Annotated in this window: 17 protein-coding genes; 13 read left to right on the forward strand and 4 right to left on the reverse strand. The window is 33.1% G+C overall.

Translation table 11 applies throughout. The features are described from left to right. The first annotated feature begins 14 nt into the window (after positions 1 to 14). The 3 genes from GKZ88_RS05365 to GKZ88_RS05375 all read left to right on the forward strand — a co-directional run bounded on the left by GKZ88_RS05365 (position 15) and on the right by GKZ88_RS05375 (position 2,518). Positions 15 to 497 carry a dihydrofolate reductase gene (locus GKZ88_RS05365; protein ID WP_155101365.1) on the forward strand — a complete coding sequence of 161 codons (483 nt, stop codon included), beginning with the start codon at positions 15 to 17 and terminating at the stop codon, positions 495 to 497. Positions 498 to 1,077: 580 nt separating this feature from the next. Further along, positions 1,078 to 1,809, forward strand: coding sequence for a bifunctional demethylmenaquinone methyltransferase/2-methoxy-6-polyprenyl-1,4-benzoquinol methylase UbiE (gene ubiE, locus GKZ88_RS05370; RefSeq protein ID WP_155101366.1), 732 nt, complete (start codon positions 1,078 to 1,080; stop codon positions 1,807 to 1,809). Position 1,810: 1 nt separating this feature from the next. Next, positions 1,811 to 2,518 carry a porin family protein gene (locus tag GKZ88_RS05375; protein ID WP_155101367.1) on the forward strand — a complete coding sequence of 236 codons (708 nt, stop codon included), beginning with the start codon at positions 1,811 to 1,813 and terminating at the stop codon, positions 2,516 to 2,518. Between the two features lie 9 nt (positions 2,519 to 2,527). On the opposite strand, the gene GKZ88_RS05380 is transcribed toward GKZ88_RS05375, so the two are convergent. Beyond that, positions 2,528 to 3,256, reverse strand: coding sequence for an RNA methyltransferase (locus GKZ88_RS05380; protein ID WP_155101368.1), 729 nt, complete (start codon positions 3,254 to 3,256; stop codon positions 2,528 to 2,530). A 37-nt stretch (positions 3,257 to 3,293) separates the two neighbouring features. Between GKZ88_RS05380 and GKZ88_RS05385 the strand changes: the two genes are divergently transcribed. The 4 genes from GKZ88_RS05385 (at position 3,294) to GKZ88_RS05400 (ending at position 8,629) form a co-directional block, all read left to right on the forward strand. Continuing rightward, complete coding sequence (locus GKZ88_RS05385; protein WP_155101369.1) at positions 3,294 to 5,867, forward strand: BamA/TamA family outer membrane protein; 2,574 nt, start codon at positions 3,294 to 3,296, stop codon at positions 5,865 to 5,867. A 60-nt stretch (positions 5,868 to 5,927) separates the two neighbouring features. Next, positions 5,928 to 6,995 carry a class II fructose-bisphosphate aldolase gene (gene fbaA / locus GKZ88_RS05390; RefSeq protein WP_035645669.1) on the forward strand — a complete coding sequence of 356 codons (1,068 nt, stop codon included), beginning with the start codon at positions 5,928 to 5,930 and terminating at the stop codon, positions 6,993 to 6,995. 82 nt (positions 6,996 to 7,077) lie between these two features. Further along, positions 7,078 to 7,932, forward strand: a complete 855-nt coding sequence (gene accD, locus GKZ88_RS05395; protein WP_155101370.1) for an acetyl-CoA carboxylase, carboxyltransferase subunit beta — start codon at positions 7,078 to 7,080, stop codon at positions 7,930 to 7,932. Between the two features lie 82 nt (positions 7,933 to 8,014). After that, positions 8,015 to 8,629, forward strand: a complete 615-nt coding sequence (locus GKZ88_RS05400) for a hypothetical protein (RefSeq protein WP_155101371.1) — start codon at positions 8,015 to 8,017, stop codon at positions 8,627 to 8,629. Between the two features lies 1 nt (position 8,630). On the opposite strand, the gene GKZ88_RS05405 is transcribed toward GKZ88_RS05400, so the two are convergent. Together GKZ88_RS05405 and GKZ88_RS05410 are read right to left on the reverse strand one after the other, a co-directional pair. Continuing rightward, complete coding sequence (locus tag GKZ88_RS05405; RefSeq protein ID WP_155101372.1) at positions 8,631 to 9,518, reverse strand: cupin-like domain-containing protein; 888 nt, start codon at positions 9,516 to 9,518, stop codon at positions 8,631 to 8,633. Between the two features lie 95 nt (positions 9,519 to 9,613). After that, positions 9,614 to 10,861 (reverse strand): ABC transporter permease, encoded by a 1,248-nt coding sequence (locus tag GKZ88_RS05410; RefSeq protein WP_155101373.1) that lies wholly within the window; start codon positions 10,859 to 10,861, stop codon positions 9,614 to 9,616. A gap of 165 nt (positions 10,862 to 11,026) precedes the next feature. Here GKZ88_RS05410 and purH point away from each other — a divergent pair, with 165 nt between their 5' ends. From purH to rodA, 6 genes are all read left to right on the forward strand, one after another. Then, positions 11,027 to 12,553: a bifunctional phosphoribosylaminoimidazolecarboxamide formyltransferase/IMP cyclohydrolase gene (purH, locus tag GKZ88_RS05415; RefSeq protein ID WP_155101374.1), complete on the forward strand. Its 1,527-nt coding sequence runs from the start codon at positions 11,027 to 11,029 to the stop codon at positions 12,551 to 12,553. Positions 12,554 to 12,609: 56 nt separating this feature from the next. Beyond that, complete coding sequence (locus tag GKZ88_RS05420) at positions 12,610 to 13,638, forward strand: rod shape-determining protein (protein ID WP_008466528.1); 1,029 nt, start codon at positions 12,610 to 12,612, stop codon at positions 13,636 to 13,638. A gap of 112 nt (positions 13,639 to 13,750) precedes the next feature. After that, positions 13,751 to 14,575 (forward strand): rod shape-determining protein MreC, encoded by an 825-nt coding sequence (gene mreC, locus GKZ88_RS05425; protein WP_155101375.1) that lies wholly within the window; start codon positions 13,751 to 13,753, stop codon positions 14,573 to 14,575. Then, positions 14,568 to 15,074, forward strand: a complete 507-nt coding sequence (locus GKZ88_RS05430) for a rod shape-determining protein MreD (protein ID WP_133523327.1) — start codon at positions 14,568 to 14,570, stop codon at positions 15,072 to 15,074. Before mreC ends, GKZ88_RS05430 begins: the two co-directional genes overlap by 8 nt. After that, the gene (gene mrdA / locus GKZ88_RS05435; protein ID WP_155101376.1) at positions 15,071 to 17,032 is read left to right on the forward strand and encodes a penicillin-binding protein 2; all 1,962 of its coding nucleotides are present in this window, start codon (positions 15,071 to 15,073) and stop codon (positions 17,030 to 17,032) included. The genes GKZ88_RS05430 and mrdA overlap by 4 nt, the downstream gene beginning before the upstream one ends. Positions 17,033 to 17,047: 15 nt before the next feature. Further along, a complete protein-coding gene (gene rodA, locus GKZ88_RS05440) occupies positions 17,048 to 18,283 on the forward strand; it encodes a rod shape-determining protein RodA (protein ID WP_155101377.1) in 1,236 nt (411 codons plus the stop codon). Positions 18,284 to 18,580: 297 nt separating this feature from the next. Here the strand turns inward: rodA and GKZ88_RS05445 are convergent, their stop codons facing one another. Next, the gene (locus tag GKZ88_RS05445; RefSeq protein ID WP_155101378.1) at positions 18,581 to 19,267 is read right to left on the reverse strand and encodes a VTT domain-containing protein; all 687 of its coding nucleotides are present in this window, start codon (positions 19,265 to 19,267) and stop codon (positions 18,581 to 18,583) included. Positions 19,268 to 19,341: the final 74 nt, after the last annotated feature.

A 19,341-nucleotide genomic window follows, 5' to 3' on the forward strand; every position in this document is an offset into this window, starting at 1 on the left:
TAGTTTAGAATGCCATGATTATAATGATAGCGGCTGTAGCCGAAAATAATGCCCTAGGGAAAAACAATGATTTAGTATGGCATTTGCCAAATGATTTTAAAAGATTCAAAGCACTTACAACAAATCATTATATTATTATGGGAAGAAAAACTTTTGAAAGTTTCCCAAAACCTTTACCTAACAGAACTCATGTAATTATTACACGCCAGAGCAATTATCAGCCTGAAGGCTGTATTGTAGTAGACAGCATTGAAAAAGCTATTGCGGTGTGTCCTGAAAATGAGGATTCTTATATTATTGGCGGCGGCGAAATTTACAATCTTGCATTGCCGTTTACTGACATTATTGAAGTAACAAGAGTCCATCATACTTTTGATGCTGATACTTTTTTTCCAAAAATAAATGAGAAAGAATGGATGCTTGTTGAGAGCGAAGAAAACTTTAAAGATGACAAACATCTTTACGACTACACTTACGAAACTTATATCCGTAAATAAAAAAACATCCTCTTTTGAAGGATGTTTTTTAAAAACGATTGATTTTTAGACTGGCTCATTCCAGAAGTAGTTTTGGTAAAAAAAATTCACAAATGTCTAAAACATTTGAATAACTGAATAACATAATTGAGAACGAATCTCAAAAGCGCCTTTAATAACAAATACCACTAAGATATTAAAGGCAAGAAAATTAAAATTTCCAAAAACAAATTTAATCCTAAGAACGTATTTTGCACTTTAAAAAGAATGTTGCTTTATAAGAACAACATTTCAAAACTACTTACAAGAACAAATGAAATTACCAATGCAAAAAAAGTAACCATTTGATTTAAGCTCTATTTTTAATCAATCATTAAACTTTCATTATTTTATCTTTGACAAATTTGAACATAAAACCAGCATTGCACAATACCCATTTTTAGTGATTTTTTAAAAATACCCACTTTTGGTGATGCTCTATGAAAAGTAAAATTGAAGATTCCTAAAGGCTTTAGCCTTTCTTTTAAAACATTTGATTTACAAATTAAAAAAGCCAATTACAGTTAAGTCAGATTGTATTATATTTGCCTAAATAAAAAAAATGTCTGAAAAAATAACTCCATATAAAGACTCCTCTTTAGGAAAAAAAGAACAGGTTGCCCAAATGTTTGACAACATTTCTGGGAACTATGATAACTTGAATCGTGTGATCTCTTTTGGGATCGACGTAAAATGGCGAAAAAAAGTTTTAAAAATAGTTTCTGACACTAAACCTAAAATCATACTTGATATCGCAACCGGTACCGGGGATCTTGCTATTTTAATGGCAAAGACAAATGCTGAAAAAATTATTGGTTTAGATATTTCGGCAGGAATGCTTGAAGTTGGAAAGAAAAAAGTTGAAGAAAAAAAACTGTCTGATACAATTGATTTAGTTTTAGGCGATTCTGAAAATATTCCTTTTGAAGACAATTATTTTGATGCTATAACTGTTGGTTTTGGTGTTCGAAATTTCGAAAATTTAGAAAAAGGATTTGCTGAAATTTTAAGAGTTTTAAAACCAAATGGCGTGTTTGTAATTTTAGAAACTTCAGTTCCAGATAAAACTCCATACAAACAAGGATATAAATTTTACAGCAAAAACATTCTCCCAATAATTGGAAAATTATTTTCTAAAGATAATGCAGCATATGGATACTTATCTGAATCGGCTGCAGTTTTTCCATACGGAGAAGCATTAAACAATATTTTGAGAAAAATTGGGTTTATAGATGTTGTGGCAATGCCTCAAACTTTTGGAGTTGCAACCATTTATTCTGCTTCTAAAAAATAGTATGAAAAAAACAGTAATCTTACTTTTATTAGTCTTATCGACAAAAGGATATTCGCAATTTGCTAAAAGTATGTTTAGCAAAGATCCCATTATCAATCTTGAAAACTGGCAAAAACAACGCCTTTACTTTGGGTATTATTTGGGCTTCAACAGCTTTGACTTTAAATTTGACTATAAAAATGTTGTGAACCAAGATATTCAGGTTAAAAAAACTACCGGATTTAATGTTGGCGTAGTAGCAGATTTAAGATTACAGGAATACATAAATCTGCGTTTTGAACCAGGTTTGTACTATACAAAACGCGATTTATATTATCCGAATTTCAGTTCTAAAAATGATTATTTAAGAGAAGTAAACAGTACTTATATTCATTTTCCGCTGCTTTTAAAATTCTCTTCTCTTCGTACAGGAAACATCCGCCCGTACTTAGTTGGAGGAATGTCGACTACGCTTAATTTATCAAGCAATTCAAAATCTCAGGACGACAATTCTGAACAAAAATTCAGAGTAAAACCTTGGACAGCAGCTTATGAAATGGGAGTTGGAATAGACTTTTTTACAGAATATTTCATTTTTTCTCCTTCAATCAGAGGTATGTTTGGCATAACAGATGAATTAATTAGAGACAATGATCCAAATAGCCCTTGGACAGGAAACATCGATTCTATGAAATCTAGAGCTATTTTAATAAATTTCACTTTTCACTAAAACAAATACCTAACTATTTCGTTTAAATTCACTAAGAATAATTGCTGTTGCGGTAGCTACATTTAAACTTTCGGTTTTTTGAAGCTCTCCAAAACGAGGAATTGTGAGTCGGCTTGTGACCATTTTTTCAATTTCTGCCGAAATACCATTGGCTTCATTACCCATAATAATGATGCCGTTTTGAGGCAAATTTGATTTATAGATGTTCTCACCGTCCATAAAAGTTCCAAAAACTGGCAGTTTTGTTTGAGCGATAAAGTTTTTCAAATCAACATAATTTACGTTTACTCTGGTTATAGATCCCATTGTAGCCTGAACCACTTTTGGGTTATAAATATCTACAGTTTCTTTAGAGCAAATAATTTGTTTGATACCAAACCAGTCGCAAAGACGCAGTATCGTACCTAAATTTCCAGGATCACGAATATCGTCTAAAGCCAAAATCAAACCGGAGTCGCTAATTTTATTTTCGGCAGGGATTTTGAATACAGCCAAACAAGAATTTGGAGTCGACAAAGCACTTATTTTTTTTAACTCCTGTTCATTAATAAGAGTACGTTTTGAAGACTGAACTGTTTCAAAATCATTTTGTGTGGTGTATAAATGCTCTAATTCAAAATTGGATAGCAACAATTCTTGAATTACTTTTACTCCTTCGGCAAAGAATAATTGATTTGCGAAACGCTGCTTTTTTTGATGTAAGCCTGAGATAAGTTTTATTTGGTTTTTACTAACCATAAAATAATGTACTTTTGAATTAAATATTTAAAAACACTTGAAAAATAATTCCACAAAAATAACAGCATTTATTCTAATAGCAACACTTATTTGTGCTTGTAATGCCGTAAAAAGAGTTCCAGATGGAAAAAACCTTCTTGTAAAAAATAATATTCTTGTAAACGGAAAGTCTTCAAATGACGAAATTGCCACGAATCAAATGTATCAAAAGCCAAACGGAAAGTTATTAGGCTTTAAACTGCGTTTAAATTTATACAATTTAGCCAATTTAAATCCAGATTCGACTTATCAGGCAAAATTTGACAATCATCCCGGGCGATATGAGCGCTGGTCAAAAATACTATCGGCAAAACAAGTTGATCGTCTTGGTCAGTCTTTTATAAACAAAGGACTGAATGATTTCTTAAAAAATACGGGAGAACCGCCAGTAATTATTGATACCGCGAAAACAAAAAAATCTTTGCTTCGCTTAAAATATTATTATTTAAATAATGGCTTTTTTAAAGTACAAACTGACTATACTATTGATACTATTGGAATTAAAAAAGCTAAAATAAACTATAATATTACAACTGGACCAGCTTATACATTAGATTCTATTAGAACTACGATTTTAACTCCTGCCCTAGATTCACTTTATAATACCAGCAGAGAACCTTCGATTTTAAAATCCGGAAATCAATACAAAACAACCGATTTTGAAGAAGAAAAAAACCGTATTACGACTTATTTCAGAAACAATGGTGCTTATTATTTTCAGCCTACTTATGTAACTTTTGATATTGATACAATTGGCAAAAAAAACAAAGCCGACGTAAACTTGATTATTAACAATAATAGTATACAAGAGAAAGATTCAAGCAGAACTGAACCTTTCAAACTGTATAAAATAAGCGACGTTAATATTTACACCGATTATTCGCCTGCAAAAGCTAAAACTAAAATTAACGACAGTGTATCGTACAACAATTTTAACCTGTACAGCTATAGCAAACTAAAATACAAGCCAAGAGCTATTACAGATGCTATTTTTATTACTAAAGGAAGTACATTTTCAGACACTAGAACAACACTTTCTTCGCGATATTTAAATAATTTAAAGATCTTTAATTATCCTTCTATACAATATGAAGTTGATAAAAGAGATTCGACAGCACAATCTTTAATTGCCAATGTTTATCTAACACCAAGAAAAAAATACAGTTTTGGAGCAACGCTTGACGTAACACACTCTAATATTCAGGATTTTGGTATTGGAGCAAGTGTTTCTGAAACTATTCGGAACGTATTTAATCGTGCTGAAACGCTGGAAATCTCCGCACGTATGAATATTGGTTCATCAAAAGATATGGCGAATCCAAATAATAATTTCTTCAATGTTTCAGAATATGGACTTGATATGAAATTAAATTTCCCAAGAATTCTGATGCCTTTTGGAACTGAAAAAATTATTCCGAAAAGGATGATTCCTTCCACCTCCATATCAAGCGGTTTTTCGAAGCAGCGAAATATTGGTTTAGATAAAGAAAACTTCACTGGAGGAATTGCATACAATTGGTCTCCAAAACGTCATAATACAGCAAAATTAGAATTGTTAAATGCGCAGTATGTACGTAATTTAAATCCGAATAACTATTTTAATGTTTACACCTCTTCCTATGATGAATTAAATGGAATTGGTAAAGATTATAATATCAACCCTATCAACTGGGGAGATATACCCGAAGAACAAGCTAAAAAAAATCTAACGATCCCACAAGGAACGACCGGGTTTACTGATGATGTATTGAATAACAGAACAGCTTTGCTTCCTGGAGATCCTCAATATAGAGATGTAGAAAGTATTGAAGAACGAAGAGTTCGTCTGACTGAAAATGACTTTATTTTAGCCACAAGTTATACCTTCACCAAAACAACTAAAAAAGATCTTGCCGACAATAATTTCTATCAGTTTAAAACTAAAGTAGAATCGGCTGGAACTTTATTATCAGCCATTTCAAACATTGCAAGTTTGCCTAAAAACACAAATGGCAATTATGAAATATTCAATTTAGAGTATTCAGAATACATTAAAACGGAATTCGATTATATCAAACACTGGGATTTTGGAAAAGAAAATGTGCTTGCGGTACGAAGCTTCTTTGGTATTGCAATCCCTTTTGGGAACTCAAATTATATTCCGTTTTCACGAAGTTATTATTCAGGAGGTTCAAATGACAACCGCGCATGGCAGCCTTACTCGTTAGGTCCGGGAAGTACAGATGCAATGGATGATTTTAATGAGGCCAATATGAAGATTGCATTTAGTGCCGAATATCGTTTTAAAATTCTTGGCGATGTTAAAGGAGCTGTCTTTGCAGACGCCGGAAATATCTGGAATGTGCTTGATAATGTAATTGACGAGAAGGCAAGATTTAACAACTTAAACGATTTAGCTGAAATTGCTTTAGGCTCAGGATTTGGTTTACGTTACGATTTAAGTTTTTTTGTTGTTCGATTAGATTTAGGCTTCAAGACTTATAATCCGGCACATGACAAGGGAGACAGATGGTTTAAAGAATACAATTTTGGTCACTCGGTTTTAAATTTTGGAATAAATTATCCTTTCTAATGCTAATTAATTCTTATTTTTGCAACCTAAAAACTAAAAACAACTATAAAAAAAATTACAATGGCACACAATATTAAACCAGGAGTAGCTACAGGAGATCAAGTTCAGGAGATTTTTAATTACGCGAAAGAAAAAGGATTTGCTTTACCAGCAGTTAACGTTACTGGATCTAGCACAATCAATGGTGTTCTTGAAACTGCAGCAAAACTAAACGCGCCAGTTATTATTCAATTTTCAAACGGAGGAGCTCAATTTAACGCTGGAAAAGGATTATCTAACGCAGGTGAAAAAGCAGCTATCGCTGGAGGAATCGCTGGAGCAAAACATATTCACACTTTAGCTGAGGCTTATGGTGCAACTGTAATTTTACATACTGACCACTGTGCAAAAAAACTTTTACCTTGGATTGATGGTTTATTAGATGCTTCTGAAAAACATTTTGCAGAAACAGGAAAACCATTATTCAGTTCTCATATGATCGATTTGTCTGAGGAGCCAATCGAAGAAAACATCGAGATCTGTAAAGAATATTTAGCTAGAATGAGCAAAATGGGTATGACATTAGAAATCGAGCTTGGTATTACAGGTGGTGAAGAAGATGGTGTTGACAACTCTGATGTTGACAGCTCAAAATTATACACACAGCCAGAAGAAGTAGCTTACGCTTACGAAGAATTATCTAAAGTAAGTCCTAAATTTACTATTGCTGCTGCTTTTGGAAACGTTCACGGTGTTTACAAACCAGGAAACGTAAAATTAACTCCAAAAATCTTAAAAAATTCTCAAGATTTCGTACAAAACAAATTCAACACAGGACATAACCCAGTTGATTTCGTTTTCCACGGAGGTTCAGGTTCTACACTTGAAGAAATCAGAGAAGGAATTAGCTACGGAGTTATCAAAATGAACATCGATACCGATTTACAATTTGCATACACTGAAGGAATCCGTGATTATATGGTTAAAAACCTTGACTATTTGAAATCTCAAATTGGTAACCCAGAAGGTGCTGATGCTCCAAACAAAAAATATTACGATCCAAGAAGATGGGTTCGTGAAAGCGAAGTGACATTCAACGCAAGACTTGAACAAGCTTTTGCTGATTTAAATAATGTGAATACACTATAATAAAAAAGTTTCAAGTTTTAAGTTTCAGGTTTCAGGTTTCGCAACTTGAAACTTGAAACCTCAAACAAAAAAAACATTCAATATGGCTTGGTTTAAAAGACAGGAAAAAGGGATTACGACCGCTACAGAAGATAAGATGGACGTTCCGAAAGGATTGTGGTACAAATCTCCAACAGGAAAAATTATTGATGCAGACGAATTAGCAAGAAACTTGTTCGTAAGCCCTGAAGATGATTTTCACGTTCGAATTGGAAGCGCAATCTATTTTGAAATTTTATTCGACAACAACGAATTTGTTGAGTTAGATAAAAACATGACATCAAAAGATCCTCTGCATTTTGTAGATACAAAAAAATATGCAGAAAGATTAAAAGATGTAATGGAAAAAACGCATCTAAAAGACGCTGTACGTACGGGAGTAGGAAAATCTAAAGGAAGAGAACTTGTAATATGCTGTATGGATTTCGCTTTTATTGGTGGATCTATGGGAGCTGTTGTAGGTGAAAAAATTGCAAGAGGAATTGATCACGCGATCAAAAATAAACTTCCCTTTGTAATGATTTCTAAATCTGGTGGAGCTCGTATGATGGAAGCTGCTTATTCGTTAATGCAATTAGCAAAAACTTCTGTAAAACTAGCTCAATTAGCGGAAGCTAAATTACCTTATATCTCTCTTTGTACAGATCCAACAACAGGAGGAACAACTGCATCTTACGCAATGTTAGGAGACATCAATATCTCTGAGCCAGGCGCTTTGATTGGTTTTGCTGGTCCGCGTGTTGTACGTGACACTACAGGAAAAGATTTACCAGAAGGTTTCCAAACTGCTGAGTTCTTATTAGAGCACGGTTTCTTGGACTTTATCACGCCTAGAAAAGAATTGAAAGATAAGATCAACTTATATATCGATTTGATTCAAAATAATACTATTAGATAGTTTTAAAACTTCTAACAACATAAAATCCCATTCGCTTCGGCTGATGGGATTTTTTTATATCTTTATTTTAAATCTGATTTTTATGACGAGAATTTTTATTGGCTTTATCGTTTGTTTGCTTTTTTTGAGTTGTTCCAAAAAAGAAAGCAATCAAGAATTGCTAACCTATATTATTTCGAAAGAAGATTCAAAAACTTCGCATGAATTAAAAACTAGAAAAATTCCACCGCCAAAAACCTATTTTTATAGCTACAATAATTTTATTATCGATAAAAATAACGACTTTTATTTTTATCAAAGTGACTTTGTCCCTATGAATTGCATCCAGTCAGAACAAGATACAATCCCAATCCTTTTCAATATTGAACCTATTCAAATTATCAAAATCCCAAATAATAGTGTTATTGATTTTATCAAAGCAAACATTTCAAATAAAATCGAATTTCAGCGAAGATTGATAATTGCCTCTCAGAAAGATACCATTAGAAATAAAACCTTTCATGAAGTGTTTACTTTTTTAAATGACTCTGCTTCGTATTATTTAAAATCTTTCGCATTAAGAAGAACTACCCAAGAAGAAGACACTGTTCTAAGTTATAAAAAATTGAGCAAATATTACAATTCAGATGAAATTAAGTGGAATAAAAACAAAATTTTATTTCCTTTTATAAAACCAAAATTGGAAGAAAAAAAATAAATCAACCTGCTTTTTTCAAATCCTTTTTCAGTTCTTTCTCAGCTATTTTAAAAACTAATTTCTCACGCCATAGCGCGTAACGTTCCCTAAAAACTACTTTGATAGCACTGTCAACTGCGCCGTGCATAAACAAACTCCAAACGCTTGCAATTTTTCGGGAAATCGATGAATCCCATGCACGAAGTGTTAAAGAAAAAGAACCGTCTATATAACGCATCCAATGCCACATTCCGGTTGGCATGAACAATGTATCTCCGTGCTCTAGAAAAACTTCATAACCTTCTACTCCTTTTAATGCAGGGAATTTTTCAAAATCAGGATTGGCTACATCGTAATCTTCTAATGCGTATGTTGTATTTGGAAGACAATACAATCTTTTTTTCCATTTATTATCGAACAGTATAATGTGTTTTCTTCCACCAAAATGAGTATGAAAAAGATGCGGCAAATCAATATCATAATGCAAAAAAGTAATTGCCTTTGAACCTCCAAAAAACATTGCCGGCATGCTTTCTATAAAACCGCCCATTAATTCTTTTGGGATTTTTACATCATCAATTAATTCGGGTCTGTGTTTAAAAAGATTGAAGAAAAAAATACGCAGTTGTGTTGGCTCTCGTTTTATCAAATCCAGATATTCGCCAAATTTCATGCTCGCAATTGAAGCATTGATTACTTTTTTTGGATCTGCTTTTGAATTATCAACTAACTTAACCTCAATATCTCCAGCAATTTGCTTAAAATATTCAGTTGACCATTTTTCTCTTGCAGGCCAATCTTTAGTAAGCCCTTTTATGATCAAAGGCTTTCTCTTATCCAAATAATTCTTTTTAAAATCTTCTCTGGAAATTGACTCAACAGTATCAACAGATCTAAGGTTAAAGCTCATTTATTTAGCGGTTTAAGTTGTTGGTTTACCAAAAATATCTAAATATTCCCAGCCATCAAAATTTACAATTAAATAACACAAAAACAGTATATTTATTACATTCCAGTTCGAATCGCTTCAACTGGATCTAATTTTGCCGCTGAAATTGCTGGAAGAATCCCCGAAAGTACACCAACAAAAATTGACAATCCAGCTCCAATAACTACATTCCAGAAACTTAAAACAAATTCAAACTCCAATAAATTGGTCAGAAGAAGCGACAATAGCCAGACAATCAACAAACCAATTACACCTCCGATTAAACAAAGCATTATAGCTTCGAACAAAAATTGAAATAATATAAAACGATTTTTTGCTCCCAAAGATTTCTGAATACCAATTAAATTGGTACGTTCTTTTACCGAGACAAACATGATATTTGCCACTCCAAAACCTCCAACTAAAAAGGAAAAAATACTGATAAAAATTCCGGCAGTTCTTAAGGTTCCTAATATTCCATCAATAAAATCAGTAAAACCAGAAAGCACATTGACAAAGAAATTATCGATTTCCCCTGCTTTCATTCCTCGAATTGCACGCAATTTTTGAGCAACTTCGGCTTTATAAGCCTCCATATCTACGCCTTTTACAGGTTTCAAAACTATTACTGGCGTCATTGCATCGCTATCACCATACATGCGGCGTAAAAAGTTCGCCGGCAAATAAACTGACGTGTCGTTGCTGTCTCCAAAAAATCCTGCTCCTTGTTTTGCAATTACACCAATAACCGTAAAACGCTGTCCGTATAAGCGGATGTTTTTTCCGAGCGGATCACTTGTTCCAAAAAGCCCTTCAGCAATATCATATCCCAAAACAATAACTGCTGTTCCAGAATTCGATTCCGATTCGTTATAAAATCTTCCCTTATCAAAACTCACTCCATCAATATCAACCATTTCAAATGAAGACGGAATAATATTTACATCAGCAACGGTTTTCGAATCATATTTCAAAGTTTCGTGACTTACAAAAAGCTGGTAACCTACTTGATCCGTATTATTCAGCGAATTTTTCAAACCAATGTATTCATCATATTTTACATTTGGGAACTGCTCTCTTTTCCATTGCGGAATTTCTGAGGGACCAAAACAGTATTTCATTAAATAAATTGTATTTTTATCTAAACTGCTCAAATCTTTAGAAATTTTTCTATCTAAAGAATCAACCGCAGCTAAAACAGCGATAATTGAAAAAATACCAATTGTAACACCAAGTAATGACAATAATGTACGCAATTTATTATTTCGTAAAGCATTGATGGCAAAGCTGAGACTTTCTTTTAATAATCTAAGGTAAAGAAGCATATAGTAGTATTTTTCAATAAAGTAAAATTCAATAATTTAAAATCAAAAACCTAATAAAAGTTAACTTACTCATCAGTAGATTTTTTTAGCATAATGTTACATTAATTTTCTTTAAAATAATATTTAAAAAAACTACTTTTGCAGTCTGAAAATCATAACTACACAATGAGCACAACTAAAAAAATACAATCAGCCCTAATATCAGTTTTTTCTAAAGATGGATTAGAGCCAATCGTCAGAAAATTACACGAGCAAAACGTAACACTTTACTCTACTGGCGGAACTGAAGATTTCATTAAAAACCTTGGAATTCCTGTAGTTCCAGTTGAAGATATTACTTCTTTTCCAGAAATTCTTGGAGGAAGAGTAAAAACATTGCACCCGAAAATTTTTGGAGGAATCTTAAACCGTCAAGATAATGAGAGCGATGTACAGCAAATGAAAGAATTTGATATACCTCAAATTGATTTAGTAATTGTTGATTTGTATCCTTTTGAAAAAACTGTTGCTTCAGGTGCGAGCGAACAAGATATTATCGAAAAGATTGATATCGGTGGAATTTCATTAATCCGTGCAGGTGCAAAAAACTTCAAAGACACTGTAATTGTTGCTTCGGTTAATGAATACAGCCTTCTTTTGGATTTGATTACGGAACAAAACGGAAGCACAACTCTTGAAAACAGAAGATTACTTGCTACAAAAGCATTCCACGTTTCTTCTCACTACGACGGAGCTATTTTTAATTATTTCAATACAGACGAGACTATTTACAAAGAAAGCATTGCAAATGGCCAAGTTTTAAGATATGGTGAAAACCCACACCAAAAAGGATTCTTCTTTGGAGATTTTGATGCTATGTTCAACAAAATTCACGGAAAAGAATTATCATACAACAATTTATTAGATGTTGATGCTGCAGTTAATTTAATTGCTGAATTTAAAACTGACGGACCAACGTTCGCAATTTTAAAACACAACAACGCTTGTGGTTTAGCTTCAAGAAAAACGATCAGCGAAGCTTATTTAGCTGCTTTGGCATGTGATCCTACTTCTGCTTTTGGCGGAGTATTAATTTCTAATACTAAAATTGATTTAGCGACAGCGCAGGAAATCAACAAATTATTTTGCGAGGTTGTAATCGCTCCAGCATATGATGATGAAGCAGTTACAGTTTTACAAGAGAAGAAAAACAGAATCATATTAGTTCAAAATGAAGTTGAATTACCGAATCGCCAAGTAAGAACTTGTCTTAATGGTTTGTTAATTCAGGACAGAAATAATATTACGGATAATAAAGAGCATTTAAAAACCGTTACAATAACAGAACCTACTGCTCAGGAGATCGAAGATTTGATCTTTGCTTCTAAAATCTGCAAGAACACAAAATCAAACACAATTGTATTTGCAAAAAACGGAACATTGATTTCTTCAGGAACAGGTCAGACTTCAAGAGTTGATGCTTTAGTTCAAGCAGTTGACAAAGCGAAAGCTTTTGGATTTGATTTAACTGGAGCTTCAATGGCGAGTGATGCATTTTTCCCATTTCCGGACTGTGTTGAATTAGCCAAAAAAGCAGGAATTACCGCTGTAATTCAGCCAGGAGGTTCGATAAAAGACGAATTAAGTATAAATTATTGCAACGAAAATAATCTTGCAATGGTATTTACAGGAACACGTCATTTTAAACATTAATTTGTTTAACTTTGTTCGATAAATAATTTATAACATTTTAAACCCCTAAAAAACTTATGGGATTTTTTGATTTCATGACTGAGGATATTGCAATAGACCTTGGTACCGCAAACACTTTAATCATTCATAATGATAAAGTTGTTATTGACAGCCCCTCTATCGTAGCACGCGACAGAGTATCAGGCAAAATCATCGCAGTTGGTAAAGAAGCCAATATGATGCAGGGTAAAACGCATGAAAACATCAAGACCATAAGGCCATTGAAAGATGGAGTAATTGCTGATTTTGATGCTTCTGAAAAAATGATCAATATGTTCATTAAGAGTATCCCTGCATTGAAAAAAAGAATGTTTACGCCAGCTTTACGAATGGTGGTATGTATTCCTTCTGGTATTACTGAGGTTGAAATGCGTGCTGTAAAAGAATCTTGTGAGCGAGTAAACGGAAAAGAAGTTTATTTGATTCATGAACCAATGGCAGCAGCAATTGGTATTGGTATCGATATCATGCAGCCAAAAGGAAACATGATTGTTGATATTGGAGGTGGTACAACAGAAATTGCCGTGATCGCTTTAGGCGGGATTGTTTGTGATAAATCTGTAAAAATTGCGGGTGACGTTTTCACAAATGATATCGTTTATTACATGCGTACACAACACAACCTTTTTGTTGGAGAAAGTACTGCTGAAAAAATTAAAATTCAAATTGGAGCGGCTATCGAAGATTTAGACGGACCGCCAGAAGATATGTCAGTTCAAGGTAGAGATTTGCTTACAGGTAAACCTAAACAAGTAGATGTTTCTTACCGTGAAATTGCAAAAGCATTAGACAAATCAATTCAGCGTATTGAAGATGCAGTAATGGAAACATTATCTCAAACTCCACCTGAATTAGCTGCCGATATTTACAACACTGGTATCTATTTAGCTGGTGGTGGATCTATGTTGAGAGGGCTTGACAAACGTATTTCTCAAAAAACAGATTTACCTGTTTATATTGCTGAAGATCCATTAAGAGCTGTTGTTCGCGGTACTGGAATGGCACTTAAAAACATTGCAAAATTTAAAAGTATCTTAATAAAATAAGATTCAAAAAATAACAATCAATATACTTTTATTAGGGTCGAATTTCTAATATTTGACCCTGGTAAAATTTGAAACTTTAAGCATATCCTGAAACAAAATAACCAGACAAGAAATGCAGCAAATTTTTAATTTCATTATAAGAAACAGTAATCGGTTACTGTTTTTGCTGCTTTTAGGTATTTCGTTGACGCTCACAATTCAATCACATTCTTACCATAGAAGCAAAGTAATCAGTTCTGCCAATTTTTTGAGCGGAGGTGTTTATGAAAGAATTAGTCGTGTAGACGAATATTTGAATTTAAGAGCTCAAAATGATGAACTTGTACTTGAAAATGCAAGATTAAAAAGTCTTTTATTCAATAAAGAAGACACTACCAAGTTACCTTTACCTGATACAATTAAAGGAGTAAAACCTGCTGACATTATTGTATCAAAAGTGATTCATAACACCTATAATACGCACGAAAACTTTCTTACTTTAAATTCTGGTTCTAATGAAGGCGTAAAACCAGATATGGGAGTAATAAACAGCTTAGGAATTGTTGGAGTAATTGACAACACTTCACCAAGATATTCTACTGTAGTGAGTATCTTAAACATGAAATCACAAATCAACGCCAAGCTTAAAAAATCAAATCATTTTGGATCTTTAACTTGGGACGGAAAAAGTACTGGTTTCGTGCAGCTGAAAGATGTTCCGCGATTAGCTTCTGTTAGAAAAGGTGATACTATTGTAACTGGAGGACAATCAGTAATTTTCCCTGAAGGAATCAATATTGGAACTGTTGAAACAGTTTACAAAGAAGAACAGACCAGTTTTTATGTTATAAAAGTTAAGTTATTTAACGACATGACAAATCTTGGACACGTTTATATTATCAAAAGTAAAGACAGAGAAGAACTTATTAATTTAGAAAAAAAGGAAAAAGATGAATAGCGCATTGTTAGTCAATATTTTTCGATTTATTATGTTACTGGCAATTCAAATTGTTATTTTCAACAATATGAATTTTTTAGGCTACATAAGTCCTTTTCCGTATATTCTGTATATCATTCTTTACCCTGTAAACAGTAATAAATCAGGATTGATTATTTCAAGTTTTTTACTTGGATTAACAATGGATATGTTTTGTAATTCGGGAGGAATTCATGCAACATCATGTGTAATCCTAGCGTATTACAGGCCTTATATTTTTAAGTTTTCATTTGGACTGAGTTACGAATATCAAACCATTAAACTAAACGAATCTTTAACGCCGGAGCGATTTTCATTTATATTAGTTTCTGTTCTGCTGCATCACATCATATTGTTTGTTCTCGAAGCATTTCAGTTTAAATTCATTTGGGATATTTTGCTCCGAACGCTGTTCAGTTCGATTTTTACAATAATAACCTCTATTATAATAATTTACCTTATTAAGCCAAATAAACGATGAGAAAAGTTCTGCTGCCCGCTTTAATTATCATTGCAGGATCTTTACTACTGATCAGGGTATTTTATTTGCAAATTGTTGATGATTCATTCAAGCTAAAATCAGAAAACAACGCAATAAAAAAAGAGTACGACTATCCTGAAAGAGGTTATATTTACGATAGATACGGCAAATTATTAGTAGCCAATCAAGCTTCTTATGATATCATGGTAATACCCCGTGAAATCAAAGAAGATTTGAATGTTACTGAATTCTGCGCTTTACTTAATATCACAAAAGAAGAATACGACAAAAGAATCGCTAAGGCTAAAGTTTACAGTCCGCGTCTTCCTTCTGTATTTTTAGCACAATTAAACAAAAGTGAATTTGCTGCTTTCCAAGAGAAAATCAGAAAATTCGAAGGTTTCTATTTTCAAAAACGTTCTCTTCGTGATTACGAAGTAGATTATGGTGCCAATATTTTCGGATTTATCACTCAGGTAAATGAAAACTTAATTAAAAAAAATCCATATTATAATAGTGGAGATTTAATTGGACAGCAAGGTGTTGAACAAAGTTACGAAGAAGTTTTACGCGGTATAAAAGGTGTAAAATACATTCAGAAAGACAAATACAACCGAGAAATTGGCTCCTACAAAGACGGAAAATACGATACAATTGCTGTTGCTGGAGAAGATATTAATTTAACGATTGATGGTGAACTTCAAAAGTACGGCCAAGAGTTAATGATTAATAAAAGAGGTGGAATTGTAGCTATTGAACCTAAAAGCGGTGAAATTTTAGCACTTGTTACCGCTCCATCTTACGATCCTGGAATTTTAGTTGGAAGACAAAGATCTAAGAATTATACTCTTTTATATCACGACTCTATTGCGAATCCTTTATTTGACAGAGGACTTTTAGCACAATATCCTCCCGGATCTCCATTTAAGATTTTAACTGGATTAGTTGCTCTTCAAGAAGGCGTAATTAATGAACAGACCACTTTTATGTGTCATCATGGTTTTAGCTACGGAAGAGGCCGATTTATGAAATGCCACGGATTTGGACCACATCAATTACATAATGGAATTTACAATTCTTGTAATACTTATTTTGCACAGTCCTATATGTTAACGATTAACAAATACAAAAACCCAGGATATGCAGTTGATGTTTGGAGTAATCATGTTAAAAGTTTTGGATTAGGCCAATTTATGGGTTATGATCTGCCAACTGGTAAACGAGGAAACATACCAACATCTAAAACCTATAAAAAAATATACCCTAACGGTGGCTGGAGAAGCACAACTATTGTATCGAATGCAATTGGTCAGGGAGAGGTTTTAATGACTCCAATCCAATTGGCGAATATGATGGCAACCGTTGCAAATCAAGGTTATTATTATACGCCTCATATCATTAAAAAGATTGAAGGCAAAAAAATTGATGCTAAGTTTACGACCAAACACGTTACCACAATCGATAAAAAATATTTCCCGCCAATTATCAGCGGTTTATTTGATGTGTATAACTTTGGTACAGCGCACGGCTTAAATGTTCCCGGAATTGATATTTGCGGAAAAACAGGTACTGCTGAGAATTATGCTAAAATTGATGGAGTAAGAACAAAACTGAAAGATCACTCTATTTTTGTGGCTTTTGCTCCAAAAGACAATCCAAAAATTGCAATTGCAATCATGATTGAAAATGGAGGTTTTGGTGCGACAGTTGCGGGACCAATTGCCAGTTTGATGATTGAAAAATATCTAAGACGAAAAATCACAAGAACTGATTTAGAAACTAGAACATTAAATAGAAGTCTTCAGGTTGAATACGCTAAATTAGGAGGAATAAATGAGGCCAGTGCAATTGAATCAACACCAAAAGATTCGATTTTAAAAGCTAAAATTGTTACTCCGAAAGCAACAACAAAAACAGACGTTAAAAAAATAACAATAGACTCCACCCAAGAGAATTAACAAAGATTATTTCAAATGAAAAATCAAAGTGTAAAAAATAATATTGACTGGATAAGTGTTTTTATCTACAGCACGTTAGTTATATTAGGGTGGCTGAATATCTATTCGTCTTCATTATTATCTACAGAAGGAACTTATCAAAAACAGCTTATCTTTATTGGCTGTACTATTCCATTAATTTTCGTAGTTCTTTTTGTTGACGGAAAATTCTATGAAAAATATGCCAGTATCATTTTTGGAGTGTCATTATTGTCTCTGGCAGGATTATTTTTATTTGGAAAAACTATCGCAGGACAAAGATGCTGGTATGCAATTGGAGGTTTTACGTTACAGCCTTCAGAATTTGCAAAAGCAGCGACATCATTAGCATTGGCAAAATACCTCAGTGATACACAAATTAACCTAAAAGATGTCAATAGGCAAATACAGGCATTAGCAATTGTATTCTTACCCGTTATGCTTATTTTACCTCAGCCAGACCCTGGTAGTGCGTTAATCTACAGTATTTTTATTATTGTTTTATACAGAGAAGGTTTGCCGTCATGGTATGTCTGGACAGGTTTTATTACAATTTTACTGTTTGTACTAACACTTGTACTTGAACCTTATGTCGTTATTATTATCGCTGCGGTTGTCTTAGCGATAATACATTTTAAAGGACGCGTTGTTGACAGGAATTTATTAATGAGCACTATTTTACTGGCTATTATTTCGGCTTTTACCTTTTCGGTAGATTATGTATTTGATCATGTTTTCAAGCAGCACCACAGAGATCGTTTTAATATTTTACTTGGAAAAACTGTTGACATGAAGGGTATTGGTTATAACACTAACCAATCTGAAATTGCAATTGGATCAGGCGGATGGCTTGGAAAAGGCTTTTTACAGGGAACTCAAACCAAAGGAGGTTTCGTACCAGAACAGCATACAGATTACATTTTTACAACCGTTGGTGAAGAATGGGGTTTTGTAGGTTCACTGGTTGTTATTGCACTTTTTGTTGGTTTATTTTTAAGAGTAATTTATTTAGCAGAAAGACAAAAAACTAAATTTAGCCGCGTTTATGGCTATTGTGTTGCCGGAATTTTATTCATCCACTTTTTTGTGAACATTGCTATGGTTATTGGTATTTTCCCAACTATCGGAGTACCGTTGCCATTCTTTTCATACGGAGGTTCTGGACTCTGGGGCTTTACTATTTTGCTGTTTATATTCTTAAAAATGGATGCTAACAAGGTAAATGAATGGTAGGCCTGAAAATTGTTAATTGTTAATTGTTAATTGTTAATTGTTAATTGTTATTACTTTTTTGAAATTTATCTTAGAATAGCAACGCATTTTAATTGCAATAATTGAGTTTTCTTAAATTGATATGTAAGAAAAAAACTATTTCACTTATAAACATAGCCCACGATTTCAATCGTGGGGATATAGGGATGGAAGATATATTGCGTCTCTGCGGTTGAAACCGCAGGCTATATAAACAGACTTCATCTTTATAACAGATATAAAAAAAGTCCGAAGTTTAAACTTCGGACTTTTTTATGCTTATATTTTTTCCTGATGGCTTGTTCGCTTTTTAATAAGCTTTAAGAAAACCGGGAAAGTTGATACTATAATTATTCCTATTACTATAACTTCAATATGCTCTTTCAAATCGATTCCTTGTTCTAAAAACACTCCATATAAATAATGACCTGAAAATATCAGTACGAAAGACCATAAAAAAGAACTCAAAACGTTATAGAACATAAATTTCTTTTTATCCATCGAAACTATTCCTGCTATAATTGGCGCGAAAGTTCTAAAAATTGGAAGGAAACGAGCGTAAATAATTGCTTTTCCGCCATACTTTTCAAAAAAATCTTTGGATTGCAATAAGTATTTTTTCTTAAACCAAAACGTATCTTCTTTTTTAAATAGATAATAACCGCTTTTGGCTCCAAACCAATATCCAGTCATATTACCAAAAACACCCATTACGGCAACAAGAGTTGAAAGTATAAAAACGTTTATAAAATCACTCGGAATAGAAATAACATTTTCGATTAGGTCACGGCTGTAAATTCCTGATAAAAAAAGCAAGCTGTCGCCAGGAAGAAAAAAACCAGCAAAAAGTCCAGTTTCGGCAAAAACAATAAACAGCACAATGTACAAACCAATTTGAAAACCGCCGATACTTAAAGTGATATAAAATTCAGGGTTGACTAATTGTGTCCAATCAAAATTATTCATAAAAATGGTTTGGTTATACTTAATTTAAGTTTGTGAAAGTAACAATAATTTAGTTCAGCCACAATAAAATGCGG

It is taken from the genome of Flavobacterium sp. LC2016-01 (assembly GCF_009711135.1).
In the GTDB taxonomy this organism is placed as follows: domain Bacteria; phylum Bacteroidota; class Bacteroidia; order Flavobacteriales; family Flavobacteriaceae; genus Flavobacterium.